Source organism: Amycolatopsis sp. NPDC003731 (assembly GCF_053586895.1).
This window is the reverse complement of record NZ_JBSFNC010000102.1, coordinates 1-14,102: the sequence shown is the minus strand read 5'-3', so window position 1 is coordinate 14,102 and position 14,102 is coordinate 1. Positions and strand designations below refer to the sequence as shown.

General features: G+C 71.4%; 14 protein-coding genes. 6 read left to right on the top strand and 8 right to left on the bottom strand.

Annotated elements, in window-relative coordinates:
* Position 1: 1 nt before the first annotated feature.
* The 7 genes from ACWDN5_RS32550 to ACWDN5_RS32520 form a co-directional block, all read right to left on the bottom strand.
* Entirely contained in the window at positions 2–1,738 is a 1,737-nt protein-coding gene (locus ACWDN5_RS32550; protein ID WP_449678956.1) for a choline/carnitine O-acyltransferase, read from the bottom strand.
* Positions 1,735–2,544, bottom strand: coding sequence for a class I SAM-dependent methyltransferase (locus ACWDN5_RS32545; protein WP_449678955.1), 810 nt, complete (start codon positions 2,542–2,544; stop codon positions 1,735–1,737). The genes ACWDN5_RS32550 and ACWDN5_RS32545 overlap by 4 nt, the downstream gene beginning before the upstream one ends.
* Before the next feature lie 11 nt (positions 2,545–2,555).
* Positions 2,556–3,410 (bottom strand): HalD/BesD family halogenase, encoded by an 855-nt coding sequence (locus tag ACWDN5_RS32540; protein ID WP_449678954.1) that lies wholly within the window; start codon positions 3,408–3,410, stop codon positions 2,556–2,558.
* A gap of 90 nt (positions 3,411–3,500) precedes the next feature.
* Positions 3,501–4,025: a DUF4232 domain-containing protein gene (locus ACWDN5_RS32535; protein ID WP_449678953.1), complete on the bottom strand. Its 525-nt coding sequence runs from the start codon at positions 4,023–4,025 to the stop codon at positions 3,501–3,503.
* A gap of 163 nt (positions 4,026–4,188) precedes the next feature.
* A complete protein-coding gene (locus tag ACWDN5_RS32530; RefSeq protein WP_449678952.1) occupies positions 4,189–5,001 on the bottom strand; it encodes a sugar phosphate isomerase/epimerase family protein in 813 nt (270 codons plus the stop codon).
* Entirely contained in the window at positions 5,001–6,134 is a 1,134-nt protein-coding gene (locus ACWDN5_RS32525) for a DUF993 family protein (protein WP_449678951.1), read from the bottom strand. The genes ACWDN5_RS32530 and ACWDN5_RS32525 overlap by 1 nt, the downstream gene beginning before the upstream one ends.
* An 82-nt stretch (positions 6,135–6,216) precedes the next feature.
* Positions 6,217–7,257, bottom strand: coding sequence for a LacI family DNA-binding transcriptional regulator (locus ACWDN5_RS32520; RefSeq protein WP_310971326.1), 1,041 nt, complete (start codon positions 7,255–7,257; stop codon positions 6,217–6,219).
* 217 nt (positions 7,258–7,474) lie between these two features.
* On the opposite strand from ACWDN5_RS32520, the gene ACWDN5_RS32515 reads away from it, so the two are divergent.
* From ACWDN5_RS32515 to lpdA, 4 genes are all read left to right on the top strand, one after another.
* A complete protein-coding gene (locus ACWDN5_RS32515) occupies positions 7,475–7,879 on the top strand; it encodes a nitroreductase family deazaflavin-dependent oxidoreductase (RefSeq protein ID WP_310971327.1) in 405 nt (134 codons plus the stop codon).
* Between the two features lie 78 nt (positions 7,880–7,957).
* Complete coding sequence (locus ACWDN5_RS32510; protein WP_449678950.1) at positions 7,958–8,719, top strand: lysophospholipid acyltransferase family protein; 762 nt, start codon at positions 7,958–7,960, stop codon at positions 8,717–8,719.
* 31 nt (positions 8,720–8,750) lie between these two features.
* The gene (locus tag ACWDN5_RS32505) at positions 8,751–9,614 is read left to right on the top strand and encodes an alpha/beta fold hydrolase (protein WP_449678949.1); all 864 of its coding nucleotides are present in this window, start codon (positions 8,751–8,753) and stop codon (positions 9,612–9,614) included.
* 72 nt (positions 9,615–9,686) lie between these two features.
* Positions 9,687–11,078 (top strand): dihydrolipoyl dehydrogenase, encoded by a 1,392-nt coding sequence (gene lpdA, locus ACWDN5_RS32500; RefSeq protein WP_310971330.1) that lies wholly within the window; start codon positions 9,687–9,689, stop codon positions 11,076–11,078.
* Here lpdA and ACWDN5_RS32495 read toward each other — a convergent pair.
* Positions 11,068–11,454, bottom strand: coding sequence for a GNAT family N-acetyltransferase (locus ACWDN5_RS32495; protein WP_449678969.1), 387 nt, complete (start codon positions 11,452–11,454; stop codon positions 11,068–11,070). The genes lpdA and ACWDN5_RS32495 overlap by 11 nt on opposite strands.
* A 166-nt stretch (positions 11,455–11,620) precedes the next feature.
* On the opposite strand from ACWDN5_RS32495, the gene ACWDN5_RS32490 reads away from it, so the two are divergent.
* Positions 11,621–12,517, top strand: a complete 897-nt coding sequence (locus ACWDN5_RS32490) for an NADP-dependent oxidoreductase (protein ID WP_449678948.1) — start codon at positions 11,621–11,623, stop codon at positions 12,515–12,517.
* A 136-nt stretch (positions 12,518–12,653) separates the two neighbouring features.
* Positions 12,654–14,102 (top strand): hypothetical protein (locus tag ACWDN5_RS32485; protein ID WP_449678947.1); only part of this gene is annotated, 1,449 nt, incomplete at its 3' end.

Sequence of the window (14,102 nt, the reverse complement as noted above, 5' to 3'; positions counted from 1 at the left end):
CCTACTCGGCCAGTAGGTCCTGCAGTTCGCGCACCGCGACAGCGAGTTCGTCGGCGAAGCGGTACATCTCCGCCGAGACGTGCTTCGGCGTGCTCAGGTAGATGTTCCAGCGGTCCGGCAGCAGCACGTACGCGATGCCGATGCACTGCGGGCTGGTCGACCCGAAGCCGAAGTACTGGATGTTGACCGACGGCGCCGAACTGGTGCTCAGGTAGTCGTCGCGCGACTTCAGCCAGCCCGGCGAGGAGAACAGCGCCGGGTCCGGGTCTCCGCGGCGCTTGCCGATCAGCTGCAGCTCCCAGAGGTGCTGTTCCGGCGCGTCCCCGGCCTGGCACTCCTTGGCCCGCGCCACGTGCTTCGCCGCGGCCGCACGGAACGCTTCGCGCTTTTCGACGTCCGAAGCATCCGGCGAAGTCAGCACGTCGGCGAAGCGCACCACCTCCGGCGTGACGACCCGCATGGCCTCGGTCCGGCCGTTCTGGAACTGCCTCGTCGCGATCGACTCGTACGTCGCCCCCGTCAGGCCCTTCGCGCGGCGATGGGCCAGCTGGTACGACATCTGCGCGAAGGCGTCCGGGGACATCCCGAGCTCCTTCGCGCGGTTCGCCCCGAAGTCGAACGACACCGTCTGCGTCGACGTCGCGTCCGCGTAAGCCTTGAAAGCTTCCCAGGCGGCCCGCGCGTCTTCGCGAAGCGCGTCGGTCAGCGTGAACTCGACGACTTCGTAGCCGGGGACGCCGTCAGCCGGTTCGCGCTCCTCGCGCGAACCGCTCAGCAGCGCGTCGGTGAAGCCGAGGATCGTGGTGCCGTCGAGTTCGCAGTGCTCGACGTTGATGCCCGCCGTGCCGTCCTCGAACACGATCAGCGAGACGGCCTTGTCGTACCAGCGGTTGTCGCCGTACAGCAGCCGGTCACCCGCCTCCAGTGCGTCCGACGGCGCGAAATCGTCCAGGCACAGGCAGAACAACGCCGTCTCGATGGTCTCCAGGGCTTCCGCGTTGCCCGCTTCGAGCAGCGCGGCCCGCGAAGCCGCCCACTCGGCGCGCGCCTTCGTCGTGAAGGCGCCGGCCGGGACGTCGGTGACGTGGTCGTCCTTGAGGATCGCGCGCAGCGCGTCGGCCAGCTGGGCCGGCGAGTGCGGGCGGCCGTCTTCGGCGAGGACGTCCAGCCGGAACGGCGTGCCCTTCGAAAACACCACGATGTGCCGTTCGGGCGACGGGAACCGGGTGCGCGCGGTGTCCAGCAGCGGGCCGGGAATCCGCGTCGCCGAGAAGAGGTACTTGTGCTGCACCATCGACTGCGGTGTGCCGCGCAGCAGCACCGGCGGCACCAGCTCGTCGTCGAGCTTCAGCTTGTAGTCCACGGCGGCCGCGGCCAGCTCGGCCGCGCGTTCGACCTGGCCCAGCGGGGAATCCTGGAACAGGAAGAAGAAGTTGGCGTTGAGCGCGATCCGGTCCCGGCGGCCGAGGTAGCGGTACGGCCAGAACGTGTCGAGCCAGCTGCGCACGCCGGGCGAGCGGTCGTACTCCTCGAGCCGCGCCTGCAGGTCCAGGCCCAGGCCCGCCACGAACTCGGCGATCGCCGCTTCGGTCTCCGCCAGCTCCTCCGGCGTCAGCAGCGGGGCGCACCATTCGAGGAACCGGCGGCGGCTGTCCTCCAGCGTGGGGACGGGGACGCGGGGGAGCCGGTCCTCGTTGCCGAAGGTGCGGGTGGACCATTCCGGACTGCTCACGGTCATCCTTCTGGGTCGGGGAGTTCGAGTTCGGCCAAGCCTGCAGGACGGGAAACATACAGCCGGGCGTAGAGCCACCCGTCGGACTCCAGTCCGGTGGGGTCGACGCCGGCCGCGCTCAGGGTGTCCAGGATCTGTTCCTGCTCCTCGGCGGACGCGAACTGGCGCTGCCGGAAGACGCCGTCGACGCTCATGGTCTCGTACCCCAGCTCGGCGAGGCTCTCGGCGATCGGCTCGTAGGAGAACATCCGCAGCACGAAGTGCGCCATCCACGGCCGCGCGCCGCGCGCGACGCGGGTGAGGGTCTTCTCGGTGACGTATCCGACGCAGCCGGTGGAGATGACGAGGTCGACGTCGTCCAGGAGCTTCTGCTGCGTGCTGTCCGGGTCGTCGCGTTCGAGGTCCGCGTGGAGCGCCTCGTCCAGGAAGCCGGCGGAAAGCGCGTACTCGAGGGCCGGGGCCGAACTGTCGAGGCCGTAGAACCGCGGGTTGCCGGTGCGGACGCGCTTCCGGTCCGTCTCCACCAGTGCCGCGTGGTCCAGCGCGCGCACGGCCGGGGACGTGTAGTGGGCGTAGAGGTCGTCCATCGTCGCGTCGCACCGCTGCAGGGCCGCGTTGACGCCGTACGAGCAGCCGACGTCGAGCACGGTCGGCCGCTCGGCGGGGTGCTCGGCGATCAGCTTCGCGAAGTACGGCTTCGCCAGCTGCGGGATGCCGTAGCCGACGCGCTTGAGCGTGCCGAAGAACGGACGCGGGTCGGGCGCGGTGTAGATGTGGTCGAACGAGATCTTGCCGGTCGAGTCGAAAGGCACGGGCCAGGCTCCTAGTCGAGCAGTTCGTCGCCGCGGGCGGTCCGCTCCGCGAGGTGGGCGGGCAGGACGCGGCCGAACAGCTGCCGCGTCCGCTCCGCGCTGCCGATCACACCGGGACGCTCGCTGTAGGCGAAGATCGCGGAGTGCCGCGCGATCGCGCCCTCCACGGTACTGACCCGGTGCAACGCGAAGCGACCTTTGAACAGCTGGAGATCACCGGGCCGCAGGTTCAGGCGCCGGACCAGCCGGGTGTCGCCGGCCAGCACCGAGCGCACGGCGGCGAAGTTCTCGTCCGCGGCGGACCGGATGTTCGGGCAGTACTCGAAGATCCCGCCGGCGTCCGCGGCCTGCGTCAGCATGCTGACGGTGTGGGTGTTCGTGTCGAAGTGCCACGGGTGCGCGCGGCCGGGCGCGATCACGTTGAGCGTCAGCCCCGACAGCGGGTCGGCGAGTTCGTGCAGCTCCGGCAGCCCGAAGCAGTCCGCGACGAACCGGCGGAACACCGGGCTGGTGTAGAGCCGGCTGATGATCGCCGAGGCCGGGATGCGGTCACGCGCGACGAAGGCGTTGCCGCGTTCCATGATCGTCCGGCCGGGGTGGTCTTCGGGCAGCGGCTCGTCGATCGCGGTGTTGTAGGCGTTGACCTTTTCGATCTTGGTGTACGCGTGCGGTTCGAGCGCGGCGCACTCCGCGCGCAGCACGTCGTGCAGCTCGGCACGGATGAAGTCGGGGAGCACGCTGCAGCCGGCGTCGGCCAGCTCCGCGCGGGTGCGGCCGACGACCTCGCGCCAGGCAGGACTGCCCGGTTCGGTGAGCGGGTAGCGGTCGGTGTCGACCATTTCCAGTGGCGCTACGGAGGTGCTCATCGTCGAGGTCCCTTCCGGCGGGTGAGGGAACAGAGGTAGCACAGAAGCCCGCCGGCCAACCGTCGGTTTGTGAGCGGTGACACAAAGTGGTCAGTTGCCGATTTTGGTGGCCCACGCGCTGAGCTTGACGGTGTCGGTGGTGCCGAGGTCGGTCTCCAGCGGCTGCTTCTGCTCGGGCTCCCCGGGGATCGGGACCACCGCGATCGCGGCACCGGTGTGCTTGTCGCCGCTGGTGACGGTGGCCGACCAGGCGAGCACCGAAAGCGCCTTTTCGCCCGGCTGGAGAGTCAGGTCCTGCGGGCCCGGATCGGGGGCGAAGTAGGACGTCTCGTGCAGGACCTTGACGTCGAGCGGCACGCCGTCACCGGCGAGGATCTTCAGGTCCGGGTAGCCGGTGACCTTGCGCGGCACGGTGTCCCGGTTGGTCAGCGTCAGCACACTGGCTCGGTGCCCGAGGCCCGCTTCGACCTGACCGACCGAAAGGGACAGCCCCTTCGACGGCGGCGGCCCGTACGTCGGGCTCGGTGCCGGCGTCGGTGTCGGCGCGGGCGGCGGCGTGCTGCAACCCGCGAGAAGCGCTACGGCAAGGAACGGCGCGAAGCGGGAAACCCCCATGCCGCGGAAGGGTAGCGGAGGTCGCGAATGACTCATTCGGGACCTCGGGCGTCTCGAATGAGTCATTCGCGACCCTGCAGGCTCCGCAGGCCTGGGCGGGGTGCCGGTCTGGGCGTCCGCGCGCCGATGCGTGTGGTGAGGCAGCTGCGAAAGGTGCTCCGGCTCAGGCGACGTACCTCTCGAACGCCGCAACGGTCTTCGCGAGCACCTCCGCCCCCGGCCGGGCCCACAGGTCCGCGTTGAACACCTCGACCTCGATGGGCCCTCCGTACCCCGCCGCCTCGACGGCCGTGCGCAGGTGACGGTGGTCGATCGGGCCGTCGCCGGGGAGCGCCCGGCCGAGCAGCGGGTCCGGGAGCGGCACCAGGACGTCGCACACGTGGAACCCGGCGATGCGCCCGGTGGCCGCGGCGATCGACTCCTCGATCCGCGGGTCCCACCACACGTGGAACTCGTCCACGATCACCCCGACCTGCTCGGCCGGGTGATCGAGCGCGATCGCCAGCGCCTGGTCCACAGTGGACAGCACCGACCGGTCCGCGCACTGCATCGGGTGCAGCGGCTCCAGGCCCAGCCGGACCCCGCGCTCGCCGGCGTACGGCGCCAGCTCGCCCACCGCGTCGGCGACGCGCTGGCGGGACGCGGCCAGGTCGTTGCCCGCGATCCCGCCCACCACCAGCACCAGCACGTCGGCGCCGAGCGTCGCGGCTTCGTCGATCGCCTCCCGGGTCTGCGCCAGACCGTCCACAGGGGACCCTTCCGGTGTCACGCCGGTGAAAAACCCACCGCGGCACAGCGACGACACCCGCACACCGTGCTCCTTGAGCAACCGCGCGGCCTCGTCGACGCCGGTTTCGGCGACCTTGTCGCGCCACAGCCCGATCCAGCCGACGCCCGCCTCGGCGCAGCCGGTCACGGCCTCGGGCAGCGACCAGGACTTCGTGGTGATCTGGTTGAGGCTCAGCCGGGGGTCCATCACGCCACCCCCGCCACCTGCAGCAGCGGCCGCATCCGGGCCTCGGCCAGGTCGGGGTCGGCCAGCACGCCGGCCTCGTCGGCCAGCCGCAGCAGCGTCGCCAGGTGGGTGATCGTGCGCGCGGACTCACTCCCGGCGATCATCCGGAAGTGGTCCTGGTGGCCGTTGAGGTGGGCCAGGAACACGACGCCGGTCTTGTAGTGCCGGGTCGGCGCGCGGAAGATCTCGCGCGACAGCGGCACGGTCGGGTCGAGCAGGGCGCGGAACCCGCCCTCGTCGCCGGCGTCCAGGCGGGCCAGCGCCGCCGCGGCGACCGGGGCGAGCGGGTCGAAGATGCCGAGCAGGGCCTCGCTGTGGCCTTCGGCGTCCCCGGCGATCAGCGACGGGTAGTTGAAGTCGTCGCCGGTGTAGCAGGCGACGCCGTCCGGGAGCGCCCGGCGGAACTCGACCTCGACCTCGGCGTCGAGCACCGACACCTTGACCCCGGCGATCGCGCTCGCGTGCTCGGCGCAGAGCGCCGCCAGCTCGCGGGCGGCGGCGCGGACGTCGGCGTGACCCCAATAGCCGGCCAGCGCTGGGTCGAACTGCTCGCCCAGCCAGTGCAGCAGCACCGGGCCGCCCGCCTCGGACAGCAGCTTCCCGTACGCCGCGTGGTAGTCGTCCGGACCCGTGGCCGCCGCGGCCAGCGCGCGGCTGGCCATCACGACCGGGACCGCGCCCGCGCCGGCGACCAGGGCGAGCTGCTCGCGCCAGGCGTCCACAATGGACGCGACGGTGGCCGGTCCCGGCGGCAGCTGGTCGGTGCCGACCCCGGCGCACCAGCGGCGCCCGGCCGCGACCGCGCCGGTGCGGGTCACCAGGTCCCGCGTCGTCGCCCAGTCGAGGCCCATGCCGCGCTGCGCGGTGTCCATCGCCTCCGCGACGCCGAGCCCGGACGACCAGAGGTGCTCGCGGAAGGCCAGCGTCGCGTCCCAATCCACGGCGTACGGCTCGTCGGCCCGCGCGTCCGCGACGACGTGCGCGGCGGCGTAGGCGATGCGCGAGGTCGGCGGCGTCTTCGGGGGCGCGGGGGGCCGTGGCCCGGACGGCGACCAGTTCAGCAGCTCGCCGCCGGGGGCCGGGAGCACGAGCATCGGAGACCTCCGGAAGGGGCAGAAAGCGCTTTCTGAACCCACGGTAGGGCCTGTGCCGCGCCCGCGGCAAGGCCCGGTGGGGTCACCGCTTGGGGCGGCCGGTGCTTTCGCGCAGGACGACTTCGCCGGACAGCCGGACCGTCCGCGGCCGGGCACCCGCGGAGCCCTTGATCGCCAGGTCCATCGCGCGTTCGCCGAGTTCCTCCAGCGGCAGCCGCACGGTGGTCAGCGCCGGGGCGAGGTCGCGGACCACCGGGATGTCGTCGAACCCGGCCACCGAGATGTCGCCGGGCACCGACAGGCCTTCCTCGCGCAACGCCGTCAGCGCGCCGATGGCCATCACGTCGGTGACGGCGAACAGGCAGGTCGGCAGCTTGCGCTTGCGGCCGGCGAGCAGCCGTTTCGTCGCCTCGTAGCCGCCGTCGCGGCTGAACGGGGCCTCGACGACGTCTTCCTCGCGCAGCTCGATGCCGTGCGCGGCGAGTTCGCCGGAGAACCCGGCCAGCCGGTCGATCACGGTGCTCAGCCGCCGCGGCCCGGCCAGCACGGCGAACCGCTTGTGGCCGAGGCCGACCAGCTCCTTCGCCAGCGCCGCGGCGCCGCCCTTGTTGTCCGGCTGCACGGTGTCGATCTTGAGGCCGCGGTGCCTGCTGACCGCCGCGACCTGGCCGCCGCCGCGCCGGTAGGGCTCCAGCTCGGCGGCCATCGCGCGTTCCCACGCCCGGTCTTCGAACGCCGAGCCGATGAGCAGGATGGCCGCGGCCCGCTGCGCCCGCAGCGTCGACACGTAGGCGACTTCGCGGTCCGGGTCGCGGAACGTGCCGGCCAGCATGACGAGCAGCCCGTTGTCGGTCGCCACCCGCATCACCCCGCCCGCGATGGCCGCGAAGTACGGGTCGCTGACGTCGTGGCAGATCACGCCGACCGTGCGGTGCGTGCCGCCGGCGAGGGCCTGGGCGTGCGCGTTGGGGGCGTAGGCCAGTTCGGCCGCGGCGGCGGACACCCGCTCCCGCAGGTCGGCGCGGACGGACGCGGTGCCGTTGAGCACCCGCGACGCCGTCGCGAGCGAGACGTTCGCGCTGCGTGCCACGTCTTCGAGTGTCACGTGCGGCCGGGCCTTCATGGCTGGCTCCTCCAAGATCGGTCTCGAGTGTCTCGGCGTGCTCGGTCGGTGCAATCTACTGGGAGGGGGGTGTGCCGGGAGAAGCCGCTGCTCGGGGGACCTCCCCCGAACGAGTGAAAACCGGCGGGAAGATCGCGCGCTTTGTGTGTGTTGCAAACAAGGAGAACCTTCAAGTGGTGAGCCCGCCACTGCCGACGTCCACGAAAGGAAGCACCGCATGTTGTTCGGTGACGAGCACGTCCGCCGCTACGAGGAGACCGATGGCGAGGTCGGCCACGAGTGGAAGGAAGGCGTCCCGACACTGGTCTTGACCACCACCGGCCGCAAGACCGGGCAGGAGCGCAAGTTCGCGCTGATCTACCAGGAAGTCGACGGGAACGCGGTGATCGTGGCCTCCAAGGGCGGCGCGCCGAACCACCCCGGCTGGTACTTCAACCTCGTCGAGCACCCCGAGGTCGGCGTCCAGATCAAGGCGGACAAGTTCAAGGCCCGCGCCCGCACGACGTCCGGCGAGGAGCGCGCGAAGCTGTGGGACAAGCTGGCCGCCGTCTGGCCGGACTACAACGAGTACGCCAAGAAGACCGACCGCGAGATCCCCGTCGTGGTGCTCGAGCGGCTCTGAAAGTTTTCGCTGTGATCTGCGCCGCGTTCGGCGCGGGCGGGGGCCGATCCGGCCGGTCGTGGGCTACGAATGACAGTCATGGACCGCTGGACCGCCCTGGACCTCGAGGGTGAACTGCTCACCCGACGCCAGATGATCGCCTACGGCCGGCGCTTCGCCCGCGCCGGCCGTGGCGCCTGGTACAGCTTCGCCATCGAGGTGGTCTGGCAGTTCCTGGTCCAGTCCACCCGGTTCCGCGTGCGGGGCTCGCGCCACATCCCGAAGACCGGCGGCGTGCTGGTGGCGTCGAACCACCTGTCGTTCGCCGACCCGACGACGCTCACGGCGTTCTGCCTCGCCGCCGGCCGCGTGCCGCGCTACCTGGCGAAGGCGTCGCTGTGGAAGGTGCCGGTGGTCGGCCGCGTGATGCGCTCGGGCCGCCACATCCCGGTCTACCGCGGCGCGGCGACGGCCGCGGAGGCCTACCGCGACCTCGTGGCGTCGGTGCGGGCGGGCGAATGCGTCGCGATCTTCCCGGAAGGCACGTTCTCGAACGACCCGGACGGCTGGCCGATGCGCGGCAAGACCGGCGTCGTGCGGGCGGCGCTGGAGACCGGGGCCCCGGTGATCCCGGTGGCCAACTGGGGAACCCACCACCTGCTGCCGTCGACGGCGAAGTTCCCGCGGGCGCTGCCGCGCAAGACCGTGGAGCTGCTCGCCGGGCCGCCGGTCGACCTTTCCGACCTCGTCGGGCGCGAACTGACGCGGGAGGTGCTCGAGGAGGCCACGGCCCGGATCATGGCCGCGATCACCGAGCTGCTGTCCTCCCTCCGGGGGAAGCGGCCGCCGCTGGCTGCCTGATTTTGTCGGTGGTGGGTGAGAGCCTGCCGGCATGACGATTTCCGGGTTCTCCTACGAGCGGATCCCCGTCGGGGATGTGCACCTCGGCGTCGCGCAGGGCGGCGCCGGGCCACCCGTGGTGCTGCTGCACGGCTTCCCGCAGACCCACCTCGCCTGGCGGGAGGTGGCGGTGCGGCTGGCGCGCGACCACCGGGTGATCTGTCCCGACCTGCGCGGCTACGGCGGCAGCGACAAGCCACCGGGCGACTACTCGAAGCGGCGGCTGGCGGCGGACGTCGTCGAGCTCGCCCGTAGCCTGGGGCACGAGCGGTTCGCGCTGGCCGGCCACGACCGGGGTGCGCTGGTGGCGTTCCGGGCGGCGCTCGACCACCCGTCGGCGGTCGGTCACCTGGCGGTGCTCGACGTGCTCCCGGCCGTCGACCTGTGGGAGTCGCTGACGGGCACCGGCGGCGTGTTCGCGTTCCACCTGTTCCTGCTCGCGCACCCGCCCCCGCTGCCGGAGCGGATGCTGGGCGCGGCGCCGTCGGTGTTCTTCGGGCACTTCCTCGACGCCTGGGTGCGCGATCCTGCGGCGATCCCGCCGGAGGTCCGGGCGGCGTACCTGGCGGCGGCCTCGATGCCGGAGGCGATCGCGGCGGTGTGCGCGGACTACCGGGCGAGCGCGACGGTGGACGCGGAGCACGATGCGGCCGATCGCGCCGCCGGGCGGCGGCTGGCGATGCCGGTGGCCGCGCTGTGGCAGCGGCCGGCGGGCGAGCTGCCGTTCGATCCCGCGGCGGTGTGGGGCTCGTGGGCGCCCGACCTGCGGACGCACGTGCTGGATTGCGGGCACTTCCTGCCCGAGGAACGGCCGGAGGAGGTGGTGGCCGCCCTGCGCGAGCTCATCGCCGCGTGAGGCCTGGGCCGCAGTGCCGCGTGAGGTCCGGGTCACCCCGCCCGACGGTGCTCGGAAGGGTAGTTTCGAGGCATGAGTGCACAACACTTTGATGTCGTCGTGCTGGGGGCCGGGGTGGGCGGCTACGTCGCGGCGATCCGCGCGTCCCAGCTGGGGCTGAGCGCCGCGGTGGTCGAGGAGAAGTACTGGGGTGGCGTCTGCCTGAACGTCGGGTGCATCCCGTCGAAGGCGCTGCTGCGCAACGCCGAGCTGGCGCACGTCGTCACGCAGGAGGCGAAGGCGTTCGGGATCTCCTCCGACAGCCCGATCAAGGTCGACTACACGGCCGCGTACGAGCGGAGCCGGAAGGTCGCCGAGGGGCGCGTCAAGGGCGTGCACTTCCTGATGAAGAAGAACAAGATCACCGAGTTCGACGGGCACGGCACGTTCGTCGACGACCACACCCTCGAGGTCGACGGCGAGCGGATCACGTTCGATCACTGCGTCATCGCGACCGGCGCGACCACCCGGCTGCTGCCGGGGACTTCGCGCAGTGAGCGCGTGGTGACCTACGAAGAGCAGATCCTGTCGAGCGAGCTGCCGTCGAGCATCGTCATCGCCGGCGCGGGCGCGATCGGTGTCGAGTTCGCCTACGTGCTGCACAACTACGGCGTCGACGTCACGATCGTCGAGTTCCTCGACCGGATGGTGCCCCTGGAAGACGCCGAGGTTTCGGCGGAGCTGGCGCGCCGGTACCGCAAGCTCGGCATCAAGGTGCTGACGTCGACCCGGGTGGAGTCGATCGACGACTCGGGCTCGTCCGTGCGCGTGACGGTGTCCTCGGAGAAGAACGGCGAGCAGGTCCTCGAGGCCGACAAGGTCCTGCAGGCGATCGGCTTCCAGCCGCGCGTCGAGGGCTACGGCCTGGAGAAGACGGGCGTCGCCCTGACCGACCGCGGCGCGATCGCGGTGGACGGCCGCGGCCGCACGAACGTCGAGCACATCTTCGCGATCGGCGACGTGACGGCGAAGCTGATGCTGGCGCACGCGTCGGAGTCGATGGGCGTGGTGGCGGCGGAGACGATCGCGGGCGCCGAGACGATGGAGCTCGACTTCCCGATGATCCCGCGCGCGACGTACTGCCAGCCCCAGATCGCCAGCTTCGGCTGGACGGAGGAGCAGGCCCGCGAGAAGGGCTTCGACGTCCAGGTGGCGAAGTTCCCCTTCACGGCCAACGGCAAGGCCCACGGCCTCGGCGACGCGGCCGGCTTCGTGAAGCTGATCAGCGACGCGAAGTACGGCGAGCTGATCGGCGGGCACCTGATCGGCCCGGACGTGACGGAGCTGCTGCCGGAGCTGACGCTGGCCCAGCAGTGGGACCTGACGGTGCACGAGGTCTCCCGCAACGTCCACGCCCACCCGACGCTGGGCGAAGCGGTCAAGGAAGCGATCCACGGCCTCGCGGGTCACATGATCAACATGTAGGGACGTCGAAGCGGAGCTCCGGCCGGTCCCAGCCGATCTTCGGTGGTCTGGCGGGGATCGTGCCGGTGCGCCGCGCGCCCATCCGCACGTAGAAGGCCAGCGCGGGCGGGTGCGAGACGACGCGCACCGACTCGAGCCCACGACTACGGGCCTCGGCGAGCATGTGCGTGATCAGGCGCGCGCCGATGCCGAGCCCCTGGGCCCGGTCCGCGACGAAGAGCAGGTCGAGTTCCGCGGCCACGAGTGCGTAGAAGCCGAGGATCTCGGTGCCGCTCGTGGCGATGAAGGTCGGGTTGGTCTCGACGTACCCGGGGGCGACTGCGTAACCGTCCAAAATGGATGCGTAGTCACCTCGGTACGCCGAGGACGCGTGCATCAATGTGGTCAGGGTGCCGGCCTGGTCCGGCGTGGCGCGGTCGTCCGGCCGAACCCAGTGCTCGCGCCACGGGCGGTCTACGAGCGGAAGGCCGCCCGGTGGCCGGCCCGCTGGCCCGAACTGACCGTCTTGACCTCGAGTTAGCTCGAAGTTCCAGACTGAGGCCATGAAAGCCGTAGCGTTCACCGAATTCGGCGGGCCCGAAGTGCTCCGCGTCCTCGACCTGCCGGAACCCCACGCCGGACCGGGGGAGGTGCGGGTGCGGGTCAAGGTCGCCGGGGTGCAGCCGTTCGATGCCGCCGTGCGGGCCGGGTGGGAGCCGCCGCACCTCGCGCTCGGCTGGCCTCGGGTGCCCGGGAACGAGTTCGCCGGCGTCGTCGACGAGGGCGAACTCGACGCCGGCACCGAAGTTCTCGGCTTCACCGCCGTGCAGGCCGCCGCCGAGTACATTGTCGTTCCCGCTGCCGATGTCACGCCGAAGCCGCCGGAAATGCCGTGGGAGGTCGCCGGCGGGTTCACCGCCGGGGCGCAGACCGCCTCCATCGCGCTGGAAACGCTGGACCTGCGCGAAGGGGAGACGTTGCTGATCCACGGCGCCGCCGGCTCGGTCGGCACCGTCGCCGTGCAGCTCGCCAAGCTGCGGGGCGCCCGGGTGGTCGGCACCGCGAGCGAGGCCAACCAGGACTACCTGCGCGAGCTGGGCGCGACCCCCGTCGTCTACGGCGAAGGGCTGAAGGAGCGCGTGCTCGCCGCCGCGCCGCAGGGTCTCGACGTCGTGCTCGACGGGGCCGGCGGAGCGGCGCTGGACGTCTCACTCGAACTGGTGAGGGCACGGAACCGGATCCTCACCCTCGTCGACCACGACCGGGCCGCGGGGCTCGGGGTGCTCGTCTCGAAGTCCGGACGCTCGGCCGCGCGGCTCGCCGAGCTGGCCGCTCTCTACGCCAAGGGCGACTTGCGCTTCCTGGTGCGCCGGGCCTACCCGTACAACGAGGCCGTCGCCGCGCACCGGGAAATCGAAACCGGACACGGCCGGGGAAAAATAGTTCTCACATTCCCCTGATCGTTCCAGTATGTGGACGCGAAGGCGTTCCCGACTTTGGTCGCTGGAATCCGGCTCGGTCACTCCTTAGATTCTCCCCATTACACCCGGTCGGGTGTCATTCGGTCGGGTGGCCGAGTACCACAGGGAGACATCGATGGTGAGATTCAGCCGGGTCGCCGCGCACGCGGTTCCGCTGACGGTCGGCGCGCTGCTGCTGACGACGGGGGTCTCGGCGGCGCAGCCGTCCACCGTGGACGCTGCGGCCGCGCGCACCGAAGCGGGCATCAACGCGCTGCAGAGCATCAAGAAGAGCCTGAGCCCCGCCGAGCGCAAGCAATCGAGCCAACTCGTCGTCGAGAAGCGGTTGCGGGCCGACCGGTCGCTGGCCGCGAAGCTGCCCGACTACCGCTCCGGCGTCGGCGTCAGCAACGCCGGTACCGTCTCGGTCGACATCGCCGCGCAGGGCAAGGCCGTCGCGAACGCCGTCAAGGCGGCGGGCGGCACCGTCCGCTACGCCGCGCCGGACGGTGCCGTCCGCGCCGACCTGCCGCTGTCCGCCCTGGACGCGATCGCCGGCCGGGCCGACGTCACCGAGGTCAAGCCCGCCGCGCAGGCCACCACCTGGAGCGAGCAGGGCAACCGCGACTTCCGCAAGGCCGCGTCCGCGCAGGCGGCCGCCGCGGCGACGCAGGTGTCCGAAGGGGACAAGGCGCACGGCGCCGACACCGCCCGCACGACCTACGGCGTCAGCGGCTCCGGCGTGAAGGTCTGCGTGCTGTCCGACGGCGTCGACTCCCTGGCGAAGTCGCAGGCGGCCGGCGAGCTGCCCGCGGTGGACGTCCTGTCCGGCCAGAAGGGCAGCGGCGACGAGGGCACCGCGATGCTCGAGATCATCCACGACCTCGCGCCGAACGCGACCCTCGGCTTCGCGACCGCGTTCACCAGCGAAGCCAGCTTCGCCGCGAACATCCGCGCGCTGCGCACCACCGGCAACTGCAAGGTCATCGTCGACGACGTCTCCTACTTCGACGAATCGCCGTTCCAGGACACGCAGGTCGCGCAGGCGGTCAACGACGTGACCGCGGCGGGCGTCCTGTACTTCTCCTCGGCCGGCAACTCGGGCAACGCGACCGACGGCACCAGCGGCTACTACGAGGGTGACTTCCGCGCCTCGTCGTCGAAGATCAGCGGCGTCACCGGGACCCCGCACGACTTCGACCCGAGCAGCACCACGCAGAACTTCGACGCGCTTTCGGCGGGCTCGCTCGGCAAGCCGGTGACGTTGTTCTGGTCCGACCCGTGGGGCAAATCCGCCAACGACTACGACCTGTTCATCCTGAACTCTTCCGGCAGCGTCGTCGCCTCCAGCGAGAACGCGCAGTCCGGTTCGCAGAACCCGTACGAGATCGCGAGCGTGCCCACCACCGGCTCCGGCTACAAGGTCGCGGTGGTCAAGTACAGCGGCGCCGACCGCTTCATCGCGCTGAACGTGATCCGCGGCCGGTTCGTGGCTTCGGGCTCGCTCAAGGCGTTCAGTACCAACGGTGTCACGAACGGCCACTCGGCCGCGGTCAACGCGTTCAGCGTGGCGGCGGCCCCGGCG

Coding starts and splice junctions, on each gene's coding strand:
- ACWDN5_RS32550 (WP_449678956.1), bottom strand. CDS start 1,738: ATGACCGTGAGCAGTCCGGAATGGTCCACCCGCACCTTCGGCAACGAG.
- ACWDN5_RS32540 (WP_449678954.1), bottom strand. CDS start 3,410: ATGAGCACCTCCGTAGCGCCACTGGAAATGGTCGACACCGACCGCTAC.
- ACWDN5_RS32535 (WP_449678953.1), bottom strand. CDS start 4,025: ATGGGGGTTTCCCGCTTCGCGCCGTTCCTTGCCGTAGCGCTTCTCGCG.
- ACWDN5_RS32530 (WP_449678952.1), bottom strand. CDS start 5,001: ATGGACCCCCGGCTGAGCCTCAACCAGATCACCACGAAGTCCTGGTCG.
- ACWDN5_RS32525 (WP_449678951.1), bottom strand. CDS start 6,134: ATGCTCGTGCTCCCGGCCCCCGGCGGCGAGCTGCTGAACTGGTCGCCG.
- ACWDN5_RS32520 (WP_310971326.1), bottom strand. CDS start 7,257: ATGAAGGCCCGGCCGCACGTGACACTCGAAGACGTGGCACGCAGCGCG.
- ACWDN5_RS32515 (WP_310971327.1), top strand. CDS start 7,475: ATGTTGTTCGGTGACGAGCACGTCCGCCGCTACGAGGAGACCGATGGC.
- ACWDN5_RS32510 (WP_449678950.1), top strand. CDS start 7,958: ATGGACCGCTGGACCGCCCTGGACCTCGAGGGTGAACTGCTCACCCGA.
- ACWDN5_RS32505 (WP_449678949.1), top strand. CDS start 8,751: ATGACGATTTCCGGGTTCTCCTACGAGCGGATCCCCGTCGGGGATGTG.
- lpdA (WP_310971330.1), top strand. CDS start 9,687: ATGAGTGCACAACACTTTGATGTCGTCGTGCTGGGGGCCGGGGTGGGC.
- ACWDN5_RS32495 (WP_449678969.1), bottom strand. CDS start 11,454: ATGCACGCGTCCTCGGCGTACCGAGGTGACTACGCATCCATTTTGGAC.
- ACWDN5_RS32490 (WP_449678948.1), top strand. CDS start 11,621: ATGAAAGCCGTAGCGTTCACCGAATTCGGCGGGCCCGAAGTGCTCCGC.